Raw genomic sequence first — 18823 nt, 5'->3', positions numbered from 1 at the left:
TCATGATCACTGACTATCGACCGCAAATCACGCGTCACACCCACAACGGAACGCTACCCCACGCCCCGTTACAATCAGCAACACCACCATCACAGTCAAACCGGCAGCTGCTAAGTAAGTGGCATTGGTCCCGGGGGCGGCCCCTGGTCCAGTTTACCGGGGGTGGGGGCGGAAAAGTGCTGGTCGGCGGAGTTGTCCACAGGTGGGCAGAGTTGTGGATAACTGGGCGGGGTGAGGCGAAGGGCGCTTTCCCCGCGTGAGATGTAGGGAAAAGCGCCCTTCGCCGCGTGAGATGCGGGGAAGTCCCTTCAGCCCCTGGGGCTGGGGTCTCAAGTACATGAAGGCCCCCTTCACTGCGCCTAGCGCAAGTAAGGGGGCCTTCATGTACTTGGAACGTGCGCGAAGGTCGAGTTTCCTTCGCTGAGCCGAGGGAAGGGGGCCTTCACGCGCTCTCGTTGGGGCCGGTGGTGCTGTTGGGGCGAAAGTGGTGGTCCAGGGGCTGATGAGGGGAACTTTGAGGGACCCAGAGTCCCTCAAAGTGGCCTTCACGGCACGCATCACCAAGCCAGCGAAGCCCCAGAAGCCCAAGAAGCCGTCAGCCCCGCAGCCGCTGAGCGGCCTCCCTGCCGGGAGCGGGGGCCTCGGCCGGAACGGAGTCCGGGTCGATGGCCGCCTGCACGACGCGATCCTCGGCGCCGACCAGCAGTTCGGCACCCGGTTGCGTCGAGCGTTTGACCAGCGCCAGCGCGATCGGTCCCAGTTCGTGGTGCTGCACGACACTGCCGACGCGCCCGACGGTCCGCTCCCCGAGGACCACCGGGTCGCCGGTTTCCGGCGTGATCTCCGGCGAACCATCCAGGTGCAGCAGCGCCATGTACCGCGGCGGCCGCCCGACGTTGTGGACCTTCGCGACGGTCTCTTGCCCGCGGTAGCAGCCCTTCGCCACGTGCGCGGCGGAGTCGACCCAGTTCACCTCGTGCGGGATCGTGCGCTCGTCGGTGTCGATCCCCAGCCGCGGCCGCAGCGACTCGACGCGCAGCGCGTCGAACGCCCAGCTGCCCGCCGGCCGGGCACCGGCGTCGGTCAGGCGGCGCCACCAGTCGGCGAGTTCGGCGCGGGGTACGGCGAGGTCGACGCTGTTCCGCCCCGGCCACGGCATCCGCCGCGCGAAACCGCCACCGGGGAGTGACACGACCGAATACGGGTCTGAACTCAAGGAGACGTCGACGGCGGCCAGCACGCGATCCGCGTCGGGGCCGAGGACGGTCAGCAGCGCCAATTCGCCGGAGACATCGCGGATGTCCACTTTGGACCAGAACTTCATCGCTTCGAGGTACTCGCGCAGAGTCTGTTTGCCGCCCGAAGGAAACGCGCTGGTCGCCACCGCGCCCCGGTCGCTGTCCAGCCACACCGTTCCGTCCGCGTGCGCGACGACCATGTGGGCGTCCACGCGGCCATGGCTGTCCAGGACGAGAGCCTCGGTGCCGGTGCCTTCGGCGAGCCCGGTGACGTGTTGCGAGATCACCAAATGCAGCCAGGACAACCGTTCTTCCCCGGTCACGGCCAGGATCTCGCGGTGCGAACGGTCGATCACGACCGCGCCGCGCGTCGCCGTCCGTTGCTCGGCGAAGGGGTCTCCCCAATGCCACGGGACACCCTCTTCAGGATGCCCGTCGGGTGCCGCGATCGGTCCGGGAAGGTCGAGCAGGGGGGAGCGGTAGGGCATGAAACCCATGCTAGTGAGTACCGTGTCCGTATGCGCGTGCTTGCCTTCCTCGACGGGACCCTGGCCGACCCCGAAGCCGCCCACCTGCGAGTAGACGACCTGGGACTGCTTCGCGGCGACGGCGTGTTCGAGACGATCCTCGTCGTCGACGGGCGACCTCGCGAGCTTCGCCCGCACCTCGAGCGGCTGGCCCGTTCCGCCGCCATGCTCGACCTGCCGGAGCCGGACCTCGCGGCTTGGGAGCGCGCCGCGCAGACCGTCATCGACAACTGGACCGCCAACTCCGAGATCGCCCTGAAACTGGTGTACACCAGGGGAATCGACGGCGATCCGGAAGCGAAGCCGTTCGGGTTCGCGCTCGGTGCGGAGATCGACGAGAAGGTCCTCCGCGCCCGCGTCGAAGGCGTCGCGGCGATCACCCTCGAACGAGGGATCGAGCCCGAGCTCGCCGAGCGCGCGCCGTGGCTGCTACTGGGCGCGAAGTCGATTTCGTACGGCGTCAACATGGCCGCGCTGCGGGAAGCGGGCCGCCGCGGCGCGAGCGATGTGATTTTCACCGCCGCCAACGGTTCGGTCTTCGAAGGGCCGACTTCGACCGTCGTCCTCGCGAAGGACAAGACGCTCTACACGCCGCCGGCGAGCATCGGCATCCTGCCGGGGACGACGCAGGCGGCGCTGTTCCGCGGCGCCGAGCGGGCGGGCTGGTCGATCAAGGTCGAGCCGCTCCAGGTCACGGACCTCAGCGAGGGCGAGGGGCTGTTCCTCGCCTCGTCGGTCCGCAAGCTGACCAGGGTGCACACGCTCGACGGCGTCGCGCTGGGCGACTCCAGCGCGATCCACACCGAACTGGCCGCCGCCTACGAGAGCGAATACGCGATCAGCTGAGCGTCGCGCGCAGCTTGGCGATGGTGCGAAGGACCTTGTCGCGGAGCTTCGCCGCGACGAACCGTTCGATCAGGTCCAGGTGACGTTCGTGGAACGCCCAAAGGGTGTTCCCGCCGCAACAGTCGGCGCGCAGCCACAGAGGTTCGCGGAAGAACGGGTCGACGGGCCGGTTCCACGCGCGGAAATCAGGCCGGGAGTCTTCACGCAGGATCGGCTCGTCGGCCAGATCCACCAGCCGATCCTGGGGATCGCGGAACCGCGGGTCGTCCATTAGTTGAGCGGGCTGATGATCAGCAGGTGCGGCAGGATCGCTTCTTCGCGGTAGGCCGCGATCTTGTGGTGCCCGTCGAGGATCACCGCCGCGCCGGCGGTTTCCAGCACGACCGCGACCGGCCGGTGCCCGCTCCTGATCGCCGTCCGGTAGTAGCCGACCCGGGAGGCGTCGGCGGGCGGCCAGTCGGCGCTCGGGGTCAGATAGCGGTCTTCCGCCAGCCGTTCCGGGCCGGTGACCTGGTATCTGCCGTCGGTGAAGAGATCGAGGAGCGGGCGCAGCGTGTCGCCGAGCGGCCGTCGCATCTGCCCCGTGGCGAGCGCGATCCGCAGCGACTGGGGCAGTTCTGGCTGGGTGGGGACCGAATTCGCGTCGATGACACCTGTGCCACCGTCGACCGTTACCTTTTCCACACCCTCGTGGACGAGTGAAAGCGGAGAAGGGTTCCGGGACGGGCCTGCGCGAGCGCCGGGAGTGACGCCTGTCTCACCACGGCCGCCACCGGATAACCACCGGTAGTTGGATGATCCGCCAAGAACACGACCGGCAGCCCGTTCGGCGGGACCTGGATGGCACCGGTCAGCAGGCCTTCGCTCGGGAGTTCCTTCTCGGCGTAGTCGCCTTCGCGCGCCAAAGGAGTTCCGTCGAGCCGGAGGCCGACGCGGTTGGATTCCGCCGTCACCGTCCACGTCTTCGCGAGCCCGGCTCCCAGGCCCTCGAACCAGTGCGCCCGCGGGCCCGGCTCGACCGGCACGACCAACTCCGACGGCGCCGCCGTCGGCAGTACGACGTCGGCGCCTTGAGCCGCGCCGGACGGTGCGCCGAGCGGGAGGACGTCACCCGCGCGCAGCGGGGCGGGACCGATCTCCGAGAGGACGTCCCGCGACCGGCTGCCGAGTTCGGCGTCGACCGCGATCCCACCGGAAACCGCCAGATAGCACCGTAAACCGGTGGCGGGCGCGCCGATCGCCACGACTTGGCCGTCCGCCAGCCACACCGGCGCGTGCGAGCCGACGGCGTGCCCGTCGACCTCGACGGCGACCGCGGGGCCGGTCACCGCGATCGTGCAGGACGTCTTCGCGCGCAGTCGCAGCCCGCCGAACAGGCACTCGACGCCCGCGGCGGCTTCGTCGTTGCCGACGAGCCGGTTGGCCAGCTTCAGCGCGGGGACGTCCAGCGCGCCGGACGGCGGGACGCCGAGATGCGCGTACCCAGGCCTGCCGAGGTCCTGGACCAGTGCGAGCGGGCCGGTCTCGACCACTTCGAGAGTCCTCATCCGGCGCTCCGGAACCGCACCCGGTCGCCGGGCGCCAGCAACGCGGGCGGGTCGGCGCGCGGGTCGAACAGGACGGTCCGGGTGTGGCCGATCAGCCGCCAGCCACCGGGTGAGACGCGCGGGTACACCCCGGTGAACTCGCCCGCGATCCCGACCGAACCCGGCGGCACGCGAGTGCGCGGAGTCGACAACCGCGGCTGCCGGAGTGGCTCGGGAAGTCCTGTCAGATAGCCGAAACCGGGCGCGAACCCGGTGAACGCCACGGTGTAGACGGCATCGGTGTGCAGCCGCACGACGTCCTCTGTGGACACTCCGGCGTCCTGGGCGACGAGTTCGAGATCTTCGCCGTCGTAGGTGACGTCCAGGGTGATCTCGCGGGGTTCACCGTCGGGCGGATGTTCGAGATCGGCGCCGGACAGGAGGTCACGGACAGCGGCGAGGGCACCCGAGCCCGGGGTTTCCACCACGAGCAGGCTCCGGGCGCCGGGGACGAGTTCGGCGATCCCGGACGGCCGCGCGGACGAAACCGTGGCATGCGCCGCGATCGTCTGGGTCAGGGAATCACAGTCGAGCAGGGCGGCGTGCTCGCCGTAGGCACGCCACCGCACGGGAGAAGGTCAGCCCACCACGCGACGCAGCAGCGCCGACGTGTGCGGCTGGAGTTCCTGGCCCATCATGGCGCGCTCCTCGACGTAGCCGAGTTCGCCGTTAACGATGCCGTAAAGCCGCTGAGACGCCGTGACGTCCTTGGCCGTCGAAGAGCGGACGACGGCGTCGGTGCCCAGTTCCCATGCCGGGACCGAGGCCTTGCCGCGCGGCTTGCCGTAGAAGAGCTCGATGATGCCGGTGTTGTGGGCCAGCAGCAGTTCGATCGTGTCGTCGGCCTGCGGGCGCCAGAACCCGGACTCGCGGGCCGCGGGACGGATGACGTTGCCGTCCTCGTCGAGCAGCCAGGCGCGAGCCTCGTGCGTGAGGAAGGGACGGCCGTCGTGCGCGATGGTCAGCTGCATGCCGAACCGGCGCGGGCCCTCGATGGTCGGGTAGTCGACCTCGCCTTCGCCACGCCAGACACCGACCAGCGGCAAGAGTGCCAGGCAGGCGTCATTGAGGTTCGGGCCCTCGCGCAGGTTCGCCGTGTCGCCCGGGACGGGCATGTCGTCGAACTGCGGAAGGTTACGTTCGCGCGTGCTTTCCGCGCGCTTCTCCGCGGCCTGGATGGCCTCGTCGCCACTCGCCGTCATGGGTCAGCGTTCGTCCGCGTAAAGCCGGTAGACGACGTACACGGCGAACCAGGTGATCGCGACGCCGGCGAGCACCAGCAGGGTCGTAAACAGGATCTCCACGACACGCACTTTAGTCGCTACCTGCCCGGACAGGCCTGCTGAGGGTCCGTGGCCATGCCCACATGCGCGTGAAGGCCCCCTTCACGCGGCTGAGCCGAGGGAAGGGGGCCTTCACGCGCGAAACGTCAGGCGACCGAAATGGCGAGCTGGTGCACGCCGGGTCCCTGAGCGGTGACGGAGGCTTCGCCGTTGCCGGAGCGGTGCAGCGCGCGCACCGTCCAGTCGCCGGGAGCCGCGTAGAAGCGGAAGTCGCCGTCGGCCGACGAGACGACCTCGCCGGTGAAGTCGCCGCCGCCGTCCAGCAACCGCACGAAGGCGCCGCCGACGGGCCCTTCCGCGCCGGTCACCTTGCCGGCCAGCACGACCTGGCCGCGGGTGTCGTAATCGGCGGGCGTGGCCTCCTGGACCGGTGCGCCGCAGCTGTCGTCTACCGCCATCACTTGGCTCCCAACTCGACCGGCACGCCGACGAGCGAGCCGTATTCCGTCCATGAACCGTCGTAGTTCTTCACAGCGTCGTAGCCGAGGAGCTCGTGCAGCGCGAACCACGCGATGGACGAGCGCTCACCGATCCGGCAGTACGCGATCGTGGACTTCGACTCGTCGAGGCCCTCATCGGAGTACAGCTCCTTGATCTCGCCCTCGGTCTTGAAGGTGCCGTCCTCGTTGGCGACCTTCGCCCACGGGACGTTCAGCGCGCCGGGGATGTGGCCCGGGACCTGCGACTGCTCCTGCGGAAGGTGCGCCGGGGCGAGCAGCTTGCCGGAGAACTCGTCGGGCGAACGCACGTCGACGAAGTTGCTGCCGCCGATGGCCTGGACGACCTCGTCGCGGAACGCGCGGATCGAGAGGTCCTGCTCCTTGGCCTTGTACGTGGTGGTCTCGCGCTTGACCTCTTCCGAGTTCAGCTCGCGTCCGTCGAGCTCCCACTTCTTGCGGCCGCCGTCGAGCAGCTGCACGTTCTCGTGGCCGTAGAGCTTGAAGTACCAGTACGCGTACGCGGCGAACCAGTTGTTGTTGCCGCCGTAGAGGACGACGCGGTCGTCGTTCGAGACGCCCTTCTCCGACAGGAGCTTCTCGAAGCCCGCCTTGTCGACGAAGTCGCGGCGCACCCCGTCCTGGAGGTCCTTGCGCCAGTCGAACTTCACCGCACCGCGGATGTGTCCGTTGTCGTACGCGGTCGTGTCCTCGTCGACCTCGATGAACACGACACCCGGGGTGTCCAGGTTCTCCTCGGCCCACTGGGTGGTGACCAGGACGTCTTCACGGCTCATGGAGCTGACTCTCTTTCTGGTGGTTAGGACGCGCGCGGGCTGGGGCTGAAACGCTTGATGAGCAGGTACATCTCGCAACCGAGACAGAAGTTGAACGCCGCGTTGAGGAAGGCCGCGAACAGCGCGAACGCCGTCGCGACGAAGCCGAGCGCGGTCAGATCGGCGGCGAAGCCGACGGTGCCGACGACGGCGAACACGAAACCGACGGCCTGCGCGAACCGCAGTGGCGCGGCGTCTTCCCGTTCGGTCGTCGGGCCGAGGCGCGGCGCGACCAGGTAGCGGTAGACCAGGGAGTACGGCGCCGGCTTGAGACCGATGAAGGCGCCGATCGCGAACACCACCGCCTGCGCCGCGAGCAGTGGCCACCACTGGGTGATGAGCACGACCGCGAGCACGATCGTCGTCAGGATGGCGGCGAAACGTGGACCGCGGGGGTCGACGGCCGGTCCTGCGGACATGGATCCTCCTGCGAACGAGAGGGAAGAGGTGCGTGCCGGACGGCTTTGAAAGCGCGCGTTCAGCGAGCCGGACACAGGCTGCTGCGAACGCGGCACAGATCCACTGCGCGGCGCTGAGTCAGCAACGTTCGGGGCAGCCTGTTCACGGGCACGAGGGTACGCAGAGCTCCCTCAGGTTGGGAACCGTGTTCATACCTTGGGACGCTTCCCAAAACTCGGGATCAGGCGTTCGTCAGGTGGGGTTTCAGGGCTTCGAGAAGCTCCTGACCTCGGGGAACGCCGCCGACGCGGAAAACCTCGCGGCCGTCCGGTGTCAAGGCGAGCGTCGTCGGAGTCCGCAAGACGGAAAGTGCTTGCGCGACTTCCGGGGTGTCGGTGACGTCCAGATCGACGTGGGTGAGCCCGTCGGTCTTCTCCGCGAGCGCCGACAGGATGGCGCGCGTGTGGCGGCACGGCGCGCAGAACGTGGTGGAGATCTGGATCAGGGTGACGCCGTCGGGGGCGAGCGCGTCCGAGACGCGACCGGGCAGGGTGGACGCGCTGAACTTCGCCGCGCGCACGCGGCCGTTACGCGCCTGCAAAAGCGCACCCGCCGCTCCGCCGAGCACCAGAACGCCCAGCAGCACCCACACCCCGGTCATCCGAGATCACTCCCGCGTCGAATCAGCCTTGCGGCTTCGCTCCGCTGAAGGCGACGTTCTTGCCTTCGCCCTTGATGGTCACCGAGCCACTGCCCACGCGCACCGACGTCGGGGTCACCGAAAACGGCATGGCACCGGTGTCGATGGTCGCGTTGAAGTTCGGCAGCAGCGCGTCCTGCACAGCTTGGGGAACGATGGTGGTCTCCTTGTCATTCCCGAACTGGAGGCGCTTCGGCTCGATGCTGATCTTCTGGCCGTTCAGTTCGATCATCGCGAAACAGAAGATCTCCACCTTCTGACCGGCGATCTGCACATTGCCGGACAGCCGGATGCCCGCGCTGGAGCTCTCGATCGGTTCACCTTGGGCGTTGGTGGTGGGCGGCGTCGTCTCGCCCTGGCCACTTTCGCCGTTGCGGACGTAGTCCTCGGTGACCGGTTCGATCTTCAGGTTCTCGATCTTGTCGAGCGGGGCCTGCTTCGCGATGTCGGCGGCCTTGATGGTCACCTCGCCCTTGAGCGTCGCGATGGTGATCGCCTTCGTGTTGCCGTTCATCAGGTCCGAAAGCGGCGCCGTGACGTCGCTCATGTCCGCGTTGAAGTCCACGTCGCTCAACCTCGGCGGGACGGCGACGCCCTGGGCGTTGATGGTGATGTGACTGTAGTCACCGGACAGGGCCTGCGTCAGGAACGGGAAACCGTGCACCGTGACCGCCGGATCGTTCTTCAGGCCCAGCTGTTCGCGGGCCTTCTGGGAGATCGTGTGCTCGGCGTACGCCGCCGCCCCGAAATCGGCTCCGACCAGCAGTACCAGCAGTACCGCGAGGGCGATGAGCCAGCCTCGGCCACGCCGCTTCGGTCGCTTGGCGGACCGGCCGGGGGACGGTCGTCCGTCGTGCGCCACGGGCCTGCTCACCATCGCGTCAAATCTCCTTCGTATCCCTCTTTGGCCAGGTGTGATCGATCCAGCACGGGGTAGGTGTCCGGCTGTTCACCCGCTATTCTCACTAAGCACCGGCTGTAGCCACTACGAGTGAAGGCGGTGCGGCGATGAGCCTGGACCTTCTGGTACTGACCGCGGAAGCAGATGCCACCACGGTGTTGCCCGCCCTGGATCTGCTGCCCCACACCGTACGCGTCCGTGCTCCGGAAGTGACCGCGCTGCTCGACGCCGGCCACCGCGACGTCATCGTCCTCGACGCCCGCAGCGATCTCGCCTCCGCGAAGAGCCTCTGCCGCCTGCTCAAGGGCGCCGGTGAGGACGAGGCCTCCACGCCGATCATCGCCGTCGTCGGCGAAGGCGGTCTGGTCGCGGTCAGCGCGGAATGGCGCACCGACGACATCCTGCTCCCGACGGCCGGTCCCGCCGAGGTCGACGCCCGGTTGCGGCTGGTCACCACCCGCGACGGCGCTACCTCGCAGGTGGACGCCGAGCTCCGCGTCGGCGAGCTGGTGATCGACGAAGCGACGTACACCGCGAAGCTCCGCAAGCGCACTCTCGAGCTCACCTACAAGGAGTTCGAACTCCTCAAGTACCTCGCGCAGCACGCCGGCCGGGTGTTCACCCGCGCCCAGCTGTTGCAGGAGGTCTGGGGTTACGACTTCTTCGGTGGCACGCGCACGGTCGACGTCCACGTGCGGCGGCTGCGCGCGAAGCTGGGGCCGGAGCACGAGCAGATGATCGGGACCGTGCGCAACGTCGGCTACAAGTTCGAGCGGCCCGCCAAGGGTGCCGCGGCGAAGCAGCAGCAACAGGCCATCGCCCCGGACGCGAGCGTCTACGAGCCGAGCGAGCTTTCCGCGCACTGAATCCCTTCCTCTTCTGCCTGACAAGACGTCCGGGCGGGAACAGGGTTCCCTAGTACTGTCGGTTTCATGCTCGATCTGCTGTGGACCGGTGAACCGGAAACGGAAGAGATCCGCGACTTCCTCCTCGCCGTGCGCGAGGCCGACGGCCGCCCCGAGGACACCGGCTTCACCGGTGGGCAACACCTCCTGGGTCACGTTGACGGCGAATTGGTGGCGTACGCGCACCTGGACACCGAAGGCGACTCGCACGGCAATCAGGTCGCCGAACTGTTCGTCCACCCCGCGCACCGCCGCTCCGGTCACGGCAGGGCGCTCACCAAGGCGCTCGTCGACCACGTCGCGGGGAAGCCGCTGCGGGTCTGGGCGCACGGCGATCACCCCGCCGCCGTCCACATCGCCGGGACGGAAGGCTTCGAGCGCGCTCGCGAACTGCTGATCCTCCACGCCGATATCGGCACTGCCGAGACGAGCTGGCCGGAACCCGTGACGCGCGAAGGGATCACGCTGCGCACCTTCGTTCCCGGTCAGGACGAGGAAGCGATGGTCCGTGTCAACGCGCGTGCCTTCGACTGGCATCCCGAGCAGGGCGCCCTGACCGCCGATGAGGTCCGCGCCACCGAGAAGGAAGCCTGGTTCGACCCCGAAGGCTTCTTCCTCGCCGAGCGGGATGGCGAGGTCGTCGGCTTCCACTGGACGAAGGTCCACGAGGCGGTTCCCGGCCGGTTCGGCGGCGAGCCGACGGGCGAGGTCTACGTCGTCGGCATCGATCCGGACGCGCAAGGCGGCGGCCTCGGGAAGGCGCTCACGCTCGCCGGACTGCGGTATCTCCGCGACCGCGGGCTCGGCCAGGTGATCTTGTACGTCGAGGGCGACAACGCCCCGGCACTCGCGGTTTATTCGAAGCTCGGCTTCACCCGATACGAGGTCGATGTTCAATACGCTCGGTAATCGGGTTCACACTTCTGGCTCTTGACCGGTCACGGAGAGCAAACGTGCAGGTCACGGGCTGGACACGGTCCACTTTCGGAGTAGTCGCGCTGCTCACATCGGGCGCCTTGTTCACCTTTCGTTCACCCTTTGACGGCCACCTGTCCACTGTCAGTGCCTAGTGTCCGGATCCGGCAGGAACGTTCCCGTTCCACCGATCCGGCGAAAGTCTCCCAGTGGAGGAAATGCAGTGAAGATCATGCGGCCCGCGGGCGCGATCGGCATCGTGGCTAGCGCCGCCCTCGTGCTCGGCGCCTGTGGATCCGACCCGGCGGCGACGAAGACCGAGGGCTCGGGTGCAGCTTCCGCGCCCAGCGGGACGGCCGGCGTCGAATGCGGCGGCAAGAACCCGCTTTCGGCAGAGGGCTCGTCCGCGCAGAAGACCGCGATCGACATCTTCGTGCAGCAGTACGCCGCCAAGTGCGCCGGTCAGAAGGTGAACTACAACCCCAGCGGTTCCGGTGCCGGCATCAAGCAGTTCAACGCGAACCAGGTCGACTTCGCCGGTTCGGACTCGCCCCTCAAGAGCGGCGAGGAGGCCGACAAGGCCAAGGCCCGTTGCGCCTCCGACGCGTGGAACCTGCCGCTCGTCATCGGCCCGGTGGCCGTCGCCTACAAGGTCTCCGGCGTCGACAAGCTGACCCTGACCCCCGAGGTCACCGCCAAGATCTTCAACGGCGGCATCACCAAGTGGAACGACCCGGCCATCAAGGCGGTCAAGGGCAACGAGAGCGTCAACCTGCCGGACAAGCCGATCCAGGTCATCTCCCGTACCGACGAGTCGGGCACCACCGACAACTTCCAGAAGTACCTGAAGATCGCCTCCAAGGGCGCTTGGACCCAGGGCGACGGCAAGAAGTTCAACGGTGGCGTCGGTAACGGTGCCGAGAAGTCCAACGGTGTGGCCAGCGCGGTCAAGGCCACCGATGGCGCCATCACCTACGTCGAGTCCGCGTTCGCGAAGGACGGCCTCAACGCCGCCCTGATCGACAGCGGCTCCGGCGGTGTCGAGCTCACCGCCGCGAACGTCGCCAAGTCCCTCGACTCGGCGAAGTTCAAGAAGGAAGGCACCAACGACCTCGCGCTGGACCTGGACGCGATCTACGGCAGCAACGTCGCGGGCGCCTACCCGGTCATCCTCGCCACCTACGAGATCGTCTGCTCCAAGTACGCCGACGCCGAGGTCGCCAAGGCCGTCAAGGCGTTCCTGAACGTCGCCGCCACCGACGGTCAGAAGCCGCTTTCGGACAAGGGCTACGTGCCGATCCCGCAGAGCCTGCAGGACAAGGTCCTGACCGCTGTCAAGGCCATCGCCTGACCCTGTTGCCAACCCTCAGGTTGATCAGTAAAGACAGGCTGGACAGAAGTAGTCGATGAGCGATTCATCTTCGCCCAGAACGCCCACCGGCGACCCCGGTGGGCGTTCTGGCGTCCGCGAGACCTTCACGGAGGACCCGATTTCGGAGCAACCTGCCGCGTCACCGCCCGAGAAGTCCTCGGTGCAACTCGCGAGCCCCAATTCCAGGACGGTGCGACCCGGTGACCGCATCTTCCAGTTCCTGACCACCGGAGCCGGCGTCTTCGTCGTCTCGCTGATCGGCCTCATCGGGCTGTTCCTGCTGGTGCAGGCCATCCCGGCGCTCCAGGCCGACAACGTGAACTTCCTGACCAGCCAGACCTGGCAGACCGAACCGAACGACATGAAGTTCGGCATCATGGGCCTGCTGCTGGTCACGGTCTACTCCGCGCTGCTGGCGCTGATCATCGCGATGCCGATCTCGCTCGGAATCGCCCTCTTCCTGACGCAGTACGCGCCGAAGCGGCTGGCGCGGTCGTTCGCCTACGTGATCGACCTGCTCGCCGCGGTCCCCTCGATCATCTACGGTCTGTGGGGCCTGATGGTCTTCGCGCCGACGATCGAGCCCTTTTCCCAGTGGGTCAACGACACCTTCTCGTGGATCCCCATCTTCGCGGCGGGCAACGTCTCGCCGGACATGCGCGGCACCATCTTCACCGCGGGCATCGTGCTCGCCGTGATGATCCTGCCGATCATCACCTCGCTGTCGCGTGAGGTGTTCGAGCGGACCCCGACCCCGCATATCGAAGGCGCGCTGGCGCTGGGCGCCACCCGGTGGGAGGTCATCCGCACCACGGTCCTGCCGTTCGGCAAGGCGGGCTACATCGGCGCTTCGATGCTCGGTCTCGGCCGCGCGCTCGGCGAGACGATCGCGCTCGCGATCATCCTGACCGGCGCGGTCGGCCGCGAGTTCACCTTCAGCCTCTTCGACGGCGGCGCCACGTTCGCCTCGAAGATCGCGGCGGACTACGCGGAACTCAACAACGAGATCTCGGCGGGCGCGTACATCGCGGCGGGCCTGGTGCTGTTCCTGCTGACGTTCATCGTCAACTTCGCCGCGCGGTCCATCATCGCCAAGAAGGGGGACTGAGCATGTCCACCACGCTCGAGAAGACCCCCGCCACCACCCCGGCCTTCCAGCAGGTCAGCCTCGCGAGGAAGACCAAGAACGGTCTCGCGACGGTCCTGATCTGGCTGTCGTTCCTGATCGCCGTCGTGCCGCTGGTCTGGCTGCTGGCCACGGTGGTCATCAACGGCGTCAAGCGGATCCCGTACAGCAACTGGTGGACCGAGGACTTCGGCTCGGTGCTGTCGGACGAGGTCGGCGGCGGCGTGGCGCACGCGGTCATCGGCTCGGTGCTGCAAGGCCTGGTCTGCGCGATCATCGCGGTCCCGATCGGCATGCTGGTCGCGATCTACCTGGTCGAGTACGGCCGCGGCAAACTCGCGAAGGTCACGACGTTCATGGTCGACATCCTCTCCGGTGTCCCTTCGATCGTCGCGGCGCTGTTCATCTACGCGCTGTGGATCACGACCTTCGGCCTGCCGCGCAGCGGTTTCGCCGTGTCGCTCGCCCTGGTGTTGCTGATGATCCCGGTGGTCGTGCGCTCCTCTGAGGAGATGCTGCGGATCGTCCCGGACGACCTGCGTGAGGCCTCCTACGCGCTCGGCGTGCCGAAGTGGAAGACGATCATGAAGATCGTCCTGCCGACCGCGCTGTCCGGCATCATCGGCGGCATCATGATGGCGCTCGCCCGGGTCATGGGCGAGACCGCGCCACTGCTGGTCCTCGTCGGTTACTCCGCTTACGTGAACTGGGACATCTTCGGTGGCGAGCAGGCCGCCTTGCCGCTGCTGATGAACAACGAACGGGTCAGCAACCCGTTCGACGAGGGCACCGTCGCGTTCGACCGGATCTGGGGTGCCGCGCTCACCCTGGTGCTGATCATCGCGGTCGTGAACCTCCTCGCCATGCTCTTTGCCCGTCTTGTCGCCCCGAAGAAGAAGTGAGCTGTTTGAGATGGCCAAACGAATCGACGTCAAAGACGTGGACATCTACTACGGCAAATTCCACGCCGTGGACGGCGTCACCCTCTCGGTGCCGCCGCGGAACGTCACCGCGTTCATCGGCCCTTCGGGCTGCGGCAAGTCGACGGTACTGCGCACGCTGAACCGCATGCACGAGGTCATCCCCGGCGCCCGCGTCGAGGGTGAAGTGCTGCTCGACGGCGAGGACATCTACGGCGCCGGTGTCGACCCGGTGCAGGTCCGCCGCACGATCGGCATGGTCTTCCAGCGGCCAAACCCGTTCCCGACGATGTCCATCCGCGACAACGTCGTGGCGGGCCTGCGCCTCGGCGGCACCAAGGGCCGGAAAGAACTCGACGAGGTCGCCGAGCGCGCGCTGCGCGGCGCGAACCTGTGGAACGAGGTCAAGGACCGGCTGAACAAGCCCGGCGGCGGCCTCTCCGGTGGTCAGCAGCAGCGGCTCTGCATCGCGCGGGCGATCGCCGTGCGACCGGACGTGCTGCTGATGGACGAACCGTGCTCCGCGCTCGACCCGATCTCGACCCTCGCCATCGAGGACCTGATCGGTGAGCTCAAGAAGGAGTACACGATCGTCATCGTGACGCACAACATGCAGCAGGCGGCGCGGGTCTCGGACCAGACCGCGTTCTTCAACCTGGCGGGCGTCGGCCAGCCGGGTCGCCTGGTGGAGCTGAACGACACCGAGAAGATCTTCTCGAACCCGGACGAGAAGGCGACCGAGGACTACATCTCGGGCAGGTTTGGCTGAGTCTTTTTGCGCGTGAAGGCCCCCTTCCCTCGGCTGGTCATCTAGAACCAGGGCCGAGGGAAGGGGGCCTTCACGCGCTTGGGGTCTGAGTCCTGACCCAACGGGCGCCGAGACATGTCGCGAAAGCCACTTTCGCGATGTTGGGTGTCCCGAAAGTGGCTTTCGCGACCTGCGCGCAGGCCGGTCGTGAGCGTTTGGGCCGCTGGCATGACGAAGAGGCCCTTCACCGCGTGACATGCGGTGAAGGGCCCCTTCGCTGCGTCTTATGCGGGGAAAGTCCCCTTCAGCTCTAGGAAAGCTCGTCCGGGCCGTAGCCGGGCATCTTGCCGGTCACCACGAAGATCATCCGGCGCGCGACCGAGACGGCGTGGTCGGCGAAGCGCTCGTAGAAGCGGCCCAGCAGGGTGACGTCCACGGCCGCGGCGACGCCGTGGTCCCAGTTCCGGTCCATGATGACCGTGAACAGGTGCTTGTGGATCTCGTCGACCTCGTCGTCGTCCGACTCGATCGTGCGGGCGGCCTCGACGTCCTTGGACTTGATGACCTGCTCGGCCTGCCGGGCCAGCTTGACGGCCACCTCGCCCATCTTGGCGAAGTCGCCGCGCACGGCGTCGGGGAGGACCGGTTCGGGGTGACGGCGCCGCGCGGCCTTCGCCACGTGCAGGGCCAGATCGCCCATCCGTTCCAGACTCTCCGCCGCGTGGATCGCGGCGAGGACGGTCCGAAGGTCGGTCGCGACGGGTGCCTGGAGTGCCAGCAGCGCGTACGCCTGCTCCTCGCATTCGGCGCGCGCGTCGTCGACCTTCGCGTCGTCGCTGATCACCTGCTCGGCGAGTCCGAGATCGACCTCGAGCAACGCCCGGGTCGCCCGCTCCATCGCGTCGGCGACCTGGAGCGACATGCTCGCTAGGTTCTCGGCGAGCTGTTCGAGTTCGACATGGTAAGCCTCACGCATGGCCCAACCCTACGGGCAAGAGGGACCAAAAGCCGCATCCCAGGGTGAACCTGACGTGAACCCGGACTAACGAATGATCCTTCCACGGATCTTCAGCCTGAGCTGCTGCTCTTCTTGGGGCTGCCGGACTTGGCGGAACTCGTCGGAGTAGACCCCTCGCTGTTCGGAGGGGGTACCGGGGCCTTCTCCTCCAGCGGCGTGTTGTTGATCAGCGCGTCGAAGACGGCCTTCGACTTGCTCTGCAACAGCACCTCGTTGCCGCGGTTGTTCGCCTCTTCGGTGGTGGGCACGGTGAGGAACTTGACCTTGCTCGAGTCCATCCCGCGCATCGACTTCGCCAGCGTCATCATCTGCTTGATGCCGAGGTTCTCGCCGAAGGTGGCCTTGGCGAACGCGTCGATGAAGCCGCTCAGCTTGCCGGTGTCCAGGATGACGTCCTTGGACATCACCGTCTTCAGCAGCGCGCCGAGGAAAGCTTGCTGCCGCTTGATCCGGCCGTAGTCCGACGTCGGGTCGCCCTTGACGTGCCGTGCCCGGACGTAGTTCAGCGCCTGGTCGCCGGAGATCCGGACCTCGCCCGCCTGCGGGATGACCATGCCGAGCGTGGTGTCGTCGACGGGTTTCTCGTTGTACACGGTGACGCCCTGCACGGCGTCGACCATGGACTTGAAGCCGTTGAAGTCGATGCCGACGAAGTGGTTCATCTTCATGCCGGTGATCTGCTGGATGACCTTCGTGACGCACTGCGGGCCACCGACCGCGTAGGCGGTGTTCAGCTTCGCGATCTTCTTCGCAGGCGAAGTCTCTTCCGTGTACGACGACGTCGCCGGGTCCCAGCGCTTGCATTCGGGGCGGTTGATCTCGAGGTCGCGCGGGAAGGACACCATCACGACGCGCTGCCGGTCGGCCGGGACGTGCGCGATCATGACCGTGTCCGAGCGGGCGCCCGGAGTGCCCTCTGTGTCACCGACGCCGTCTTCGGCGGCAGCGCCGTCACGGCTGTCGGAACCGACCATCAGGAAGTTCTCGTCGCCGGTCTGGCCCGCGGCGTCCTGGATGTCGGCCGAGTCTTCGTCGAGCGAGGCGACGTTGTTGAACTTCGCGTCGAACCAGGTCTGCGCGCCCCACGCGGAGCCGATGGAGAGGAACACGAGCGCGGCGACCACGGCCGCCGCGATCCGGCCAGCCTTGGCTGTCTGCCGGGTCTTACGTTCCTTCTTCTCCTGTAGCCGGGTCTGCGGCGACGACTGCTCGGCGGCCGCGGCCTCGGCGGGCTCGGCGTCGTTCGTCGTGACCACCCGTTGCAAGGCCGTGCGGGTCTGCTCCAGCAGCGCGGCGGGACGGGAGGCGAGCCGTTCGCGGCGCTCGCGCTTCTTGGCCTCTTCGGCTTCGAGTTCGTCGTGCGCGGCGGAGAACCGGGCGAGCGTGTGGTCGATCTTGCGCTTGATGATCGTCGCGTCGTCGATCGCCTCGAGCTCGTCGGTCATCGTGAGCCGGTCCATCTCGGACCGAGGCGGAACACCTGGTGACAGCTGCGGGGACACCGGTGGCTGCTGGGCCGGTCGCTGCACGGGGCGGCGAGGACGCCGCGGCGGTGCCGGCACCGCGGGCTGCTGCTGCGCGCCCGGGTTCACCACCGGCGGGCGGCGCTGCGTCGGCGCTTCAGGGCTGGGCGCGGCCTGCGCGGCACGGCGCGGCTGGCGCGCACGAGGCGGACGCGGGGGTTCGGTGGGCTGCGGCGGCGCCTGCGGTGTGGCGGGCTTGGCCGCACGGGGCGCAAGCGGCAGGTTTTCGGCCGGGGCAGCAGGGGCGGCCGGACGGGGACGACGGGGTGCGGGCGGTTCCGCCCGTGCCGCGTGCGACCCGGGTCTCGGAGGCTCCGGTGCCGGCTCGTCCTGCCGGAGGCGGCGCGGCGCGGGTGCCTCGCCGGCGGGGTCGAAGATCGGGCGTTCACCCGTGTGACGTGCGACGACGTCGGAAACGCTGATCCCGCCCTGGGTGTCCATCGAACGGCGACGGCTCCTGCGGCCGCGCTCGCCGGCGCTGGTGTCCGCGTGGCTGTGGCGACCGGTCCCCGGGTTGTGGTGCTCGTCGGGCACTCGGTCTCCTTTCACACTGGCGTCGAAGCTCTTTCGTTATCGTACGGACACCTCGGGTTGGTGACGACAACCATCCCGGAATTTTCTTCACCCAAGGTACCGATAAGCGCCGAACGGTCCATGCGATCGGGTGAGCGGTCCTGGTTAAAGCTCCGTTAAAACGGTTGAAACCGTTACGCAGAGTGCGAGCCTTAACCGAGTGAGTGCCTAGGCCTCCGCGGCGTCCGCGGAGTTCATCGAACGAGGAATCGTCCGCGACGATTCCTTATCCCGATAGGCCACTTTGTTCCGGCCTGCCCGTTTCGCCATATACAACAAAGCGTCGGCGCGGCGCAACTGCCGTTCCGGTTCCGCCGCGCGCTCCGGTTCCGCGCGGCTCTCGTGCGCGAGTCCCACGCTGATCGTCACCGAGAGTCCCTGCCTGATCCGCCGCCACGGGTGGCGGGCCACCCGGATGCGGGCGGTGTCGGCGATGCGCACCGCGCGGGCGGCGTCGACGTCCGGGATGACGAGCGCGAACTCCTCGCCGCCGTAGCGGGCGCAGAACGCCTCGGGCGGAAGTCCTTGCTGTAGCAGGTCGGCCACCTCGCGCAGCACCCGATCGCCGACCAGATGCCCGAAGGTGTCGTTGACTTTTTTGAACAGATCGAGGTCGACCAGCGCGATCGCGATCCCCGGCGGGCCGCGGTGTTCGACGGCCGGGCCGTGCAGCCACTGGTCGAGGTAGCGGCGGTTGTAGCTCGACGTCAGGGTGTCCCGCAAGCTGCCGGCGCGGGCGAGGTCGAAGGCGGATTTGAGGTGGTGGTAGGCGCGTCGCCAGTCACCCTGGGTGGCGAGCACCCCGGCGATCGATTCGTGCAGGCTGAGCAGATCGGTACCCGGCACGCCCGGTGGGAGCGCGGCCTCGTCGTCGGCTGCCACGCTCACCTCCGCCACGAATTGGTTTTCG

The 18823-nt window shown here is 67.7% G+C and carries 21 protein-coding genes; 7 read left to right on the top strand and 14 right to left on the bottom strand.

Features of this window, described 5'->3' with window-relative positions:
- Positions 1-595 precede the first annotated feature (595 nt).
- Positions 596-1726, bottom strand: coding sequence for a YgfZ/GcvT domain-containing protein (locus tag ACLARN_RS39715; RefSeq protein ID WP_409496636.1), 1131 nt, complete (start codon positions 1724-1726; stop codon positions 596-598).
- A gap of 30 nt (positions 1727-1756) precedes the next feature.
- On the opposite strand from ACLARN_RS39715, the gene ACLARN_RS39710 reads away from it, so the two are divergent.
- A complete protein-coding gene (locus ACLARN_RS39710; RefSeq protein WP_409496635.1) occupies positions 1757-2611 on the top strand; it encodes an aminodeoxychorismate lyase in 855 nt (284 codons plus the stop codon).
- Here ACLARN_RS39710 and ACLARN_RS39705 read toward each other — a convergent pair.
- From ACLARN_RS39705 to ACLARN_RS39660, 10 genes are all read right to left on the bottom strand, one after another.
- A complete protein-coding gene (locus tag ACLARN_RS39705; RefSeq protein WP_409496634.1) occupies positions 2604-2882 on the bottom strand; it encodes a hypothetical protein in 279 nt (92 codons plus the stop codon). The genes ACLARN_RS39710 and ACLARN_RS39705 overlap by 8 nt on opposite strands.
- Complete coding sequence (locus ACLARN_RS39700) at positions 2882-3295, bottom strand: hypothetical protein (protein WP_409496633.1); 414 nt, start codon at positions 3293-3295, stop codon at positions 2882-2884. The genes ACLARN_RS39705 and ACLARN_RS39700 overlap by 1 nt, the downstream gene beginning before the upstream one ends.
- The gene (locus ACLARN_RS39695; RefSeq protein WP_409496632.1) at positions 3283-4158 is read right to left on the bottom strand and encodes a biotin-dependent carboxyltransferase family protein; all 876 of its coding nucleotides are present in this window, start codon (positions 4156-4158) and stop codon (positions 3283-3285) included. The genes ACLARN_RS39700 and ACLARN_RS39695 overlap by 13 nt, the downstream gene beginning before the upstream one ends.
- Complete coding sequence (gene pxpB, locus ACLARN_RS39690) at positions 4155-4766, bottom strand: 5-oxoprolinase subunit PxpB (RefSeq protein WP_409496631.1); 612 nt, start codon at positions 4764-4766, stop codon at positions 4155-4157. The genes ACLARN_RS39695 and pxpB overlap by 4 nt, the downstream gene beginning before the upstream one ends.
- Before the next feature lie 9 nt (positions 4767-4775).
- Positions 4776-5399, bottom strand: a complete 624-nt coding sequence (locus ACLARN_RS39685) for an FABP family protein (protein ID WP_076156192.1) — start codon at positions 5397-5399, stop codon at positions 4776-4778.
- Positions 5400-5626: 227 nt separating this feature from the next.
- A complete protein-coding gene (locus ACLARN_RS39680) occupies positions 5627-5938 on the bottom strand; it encodes a DUF1416 domain-containing protein (RefSeq protein WP_409496630.1) in 312 nt (103 codons plus the stop codon).
- Positions 5938-6774: a sulfurtransferase gene (locus tag ACLARN_RS39675; protein ID WP_409496629.1), complete on the bottom strand. Its 837-nt coding sequence runs from the start codon at positions 6772-6774 to the stop codon at positions 5938-5940. Before ACLARN_RS39675 ends, ACLARN_RS39680 begins: the two co-directional genes overlap by 1 nt.
- A 23-nt stretch (positions 6775-6797) precedes the next feature.
- On the bottom strand, positions 6798-7232 hold the full coding sequence (locus ACLARN_RS39670; protein ID WP_409496628.1) for a DUF4395 domain-containing protein: 435 nt from the start codon (positions 7230-7232) through the stop codon (positions 6798-6800).
- Between the two features lie 221 nt (positions 7233-7453).
- On the bottom strand, positions 7454-7873 hold the full coding sequence (locus tag ACLARN_RS39665; protein ID WP_409496627.1) for a TlpA family protein disulfide reductase: 420 nt from the start codon (positions 7871-7873) through the stop codon (positions 7454-7456).
- A gap of 22 nt (positions 7874-7895) precedes the next feature.
- Complete coding sequence (locus tag ACLARN_RS39660; protein ID WP_409496626.1) at positions 7896-8789, bottom strand: DUF2993 domain-containing protein; 894 nt, start codon at positions 8787-8789, stop codon at positions 7896-7898.
- A gap of 131 nt (positions 8790-8920) precedes the next feature.
- On the opposite strand from ACLARN_RS39660, the gene ACLARN_RS39655 reads away from it, so the two are divergent.
- The 6 genes from ACLARN_RS39655 to pstB all read left to right on the top strand — a co-directional run bounded on the left by ACLARN_RS39655 (position 8921) and on the right by pstB (position 14820).
- On the top strand, positions 8921-9679 hold the full coding sequence (locus tag ACLARN_RS39655) for a DNA-binding response regulator (protein ID WP_409496625.1): 759 nt from the start codon (positions 8921-8923) through the stop codon (positions 9677-9679).
- A gap of 66 nt (positions 9680-9745) precedes the next feature.
- Positions 9746-10627: a mycothiol synthase gene (gene mshD / locus ACLARN_RS39650; RefSeq protein ID WP_409496624.1), complete on the top strand. Its 882-nt coding sequence runs from the start codon at positions 9746-9748 to the stop codon at positions 10625-10627.
- Between the two features lie 229 nt (positions 10628-10856).
- A complete protein-coding gene (pstS, locus tag ACLARN_RS39645; protein ID WP_409496623.1) occupies positions 10857-11984 on the top strand; it encodes a phosphate ABC transporter substrate-binding protein PstS in 1128 nt (375 codons plus the stop codon).
- Between the two features lie 211 nt (positions 11985-12195).
- A complete protein-coding gene (gene pstC, locus ACLARN_RS39640; protein ID WP_409496639.1) occupies positions 12196-13113 on the top strand; it encodes a phosphate ABC transporter permease subunit PstC in 918 nt (305 codons plus the stop codon).
- A 2-nt stretch (positions 13114-13115) separates the two neighbouring features.
- Complete coding sequence (gene pstA / locus ACLARN_RS39635; RefSeq protein ID WP_409496622.1) at positions 13116-14033, top strand: phosphate ABC transporter permease PstA; 918 nt, start codon at positions 13116-13118, stop codon at positions 14031-14033.
- 10 nt (positions 14034-14043) lie between these two features.
- Entirely contained in the window at positions 14044-14820 is a 777-nt protein-coding gene (pstB, locus tag ACLARN_RS39630) for a phosphate ABC transporter ATP-binding protein PstB (RefSeq protein WP_409496621.1), read from the top strand.
- Positions 14821-15109: 289 nt separating this feature from the next.
- Here pstB and phoU read toward each other — a convergent pair whose 3' ends face one another.
- The 3 genes from phoU to ACLARN_RS39615 form a co-directional block, all read right to left on the bottom strand.
- Positions 15110-15775, bottom strand: a complete 666-nt coding sequence (phoU, locus tag ACLARN_RS39625; protein ID WP_409496620.1) for a phosphate signaling complex protein PhoU — start codon at positions 15773-15775, stop codon at positions 15110-15112.
- A 92-nt stretch (positions 15776-15867) separates the two neighbouring features.
- Positions 15868-17277, bottom strand: a complete 1410-nt coding sequence (locus tag ACLARN_RS39620; RefSeq protein ID WP_409496638.1) for an LCP family protein — start codon at positions 17275-17277, stop codon at positions 15868-15870.
- A gap of 804 nt (positions 17278-18081) precedes the next feature.
- Positions 18082-18810: a GGDEF domain-containing protein gene (locus ACLARN_RS39615; RefSeq protein WP_409496619.1), complete on the bottom strand. Its 729-nt coding sequence runs from the start codon at positions 18808-18810 to the stop codon at positions 18082-18084.
- Between the last annotated feature and the right edge of the window lie 13 nt (positions 18811-18823).

The organism is Amycolatopsis sp. cmx-11-12, from assembly GCF_046269425.1.
Classification (GTDB): domain Bacteria; phylum Actinomycetota; class Actinomycetes; order Mycobacteriales; family Pseudonocardiaceae; genus Amycolatopsis.
Note: the sequence above shows the minus strand (reverse complement) of the source record. Positions and strands in the feature narration are given on the sequence as shown.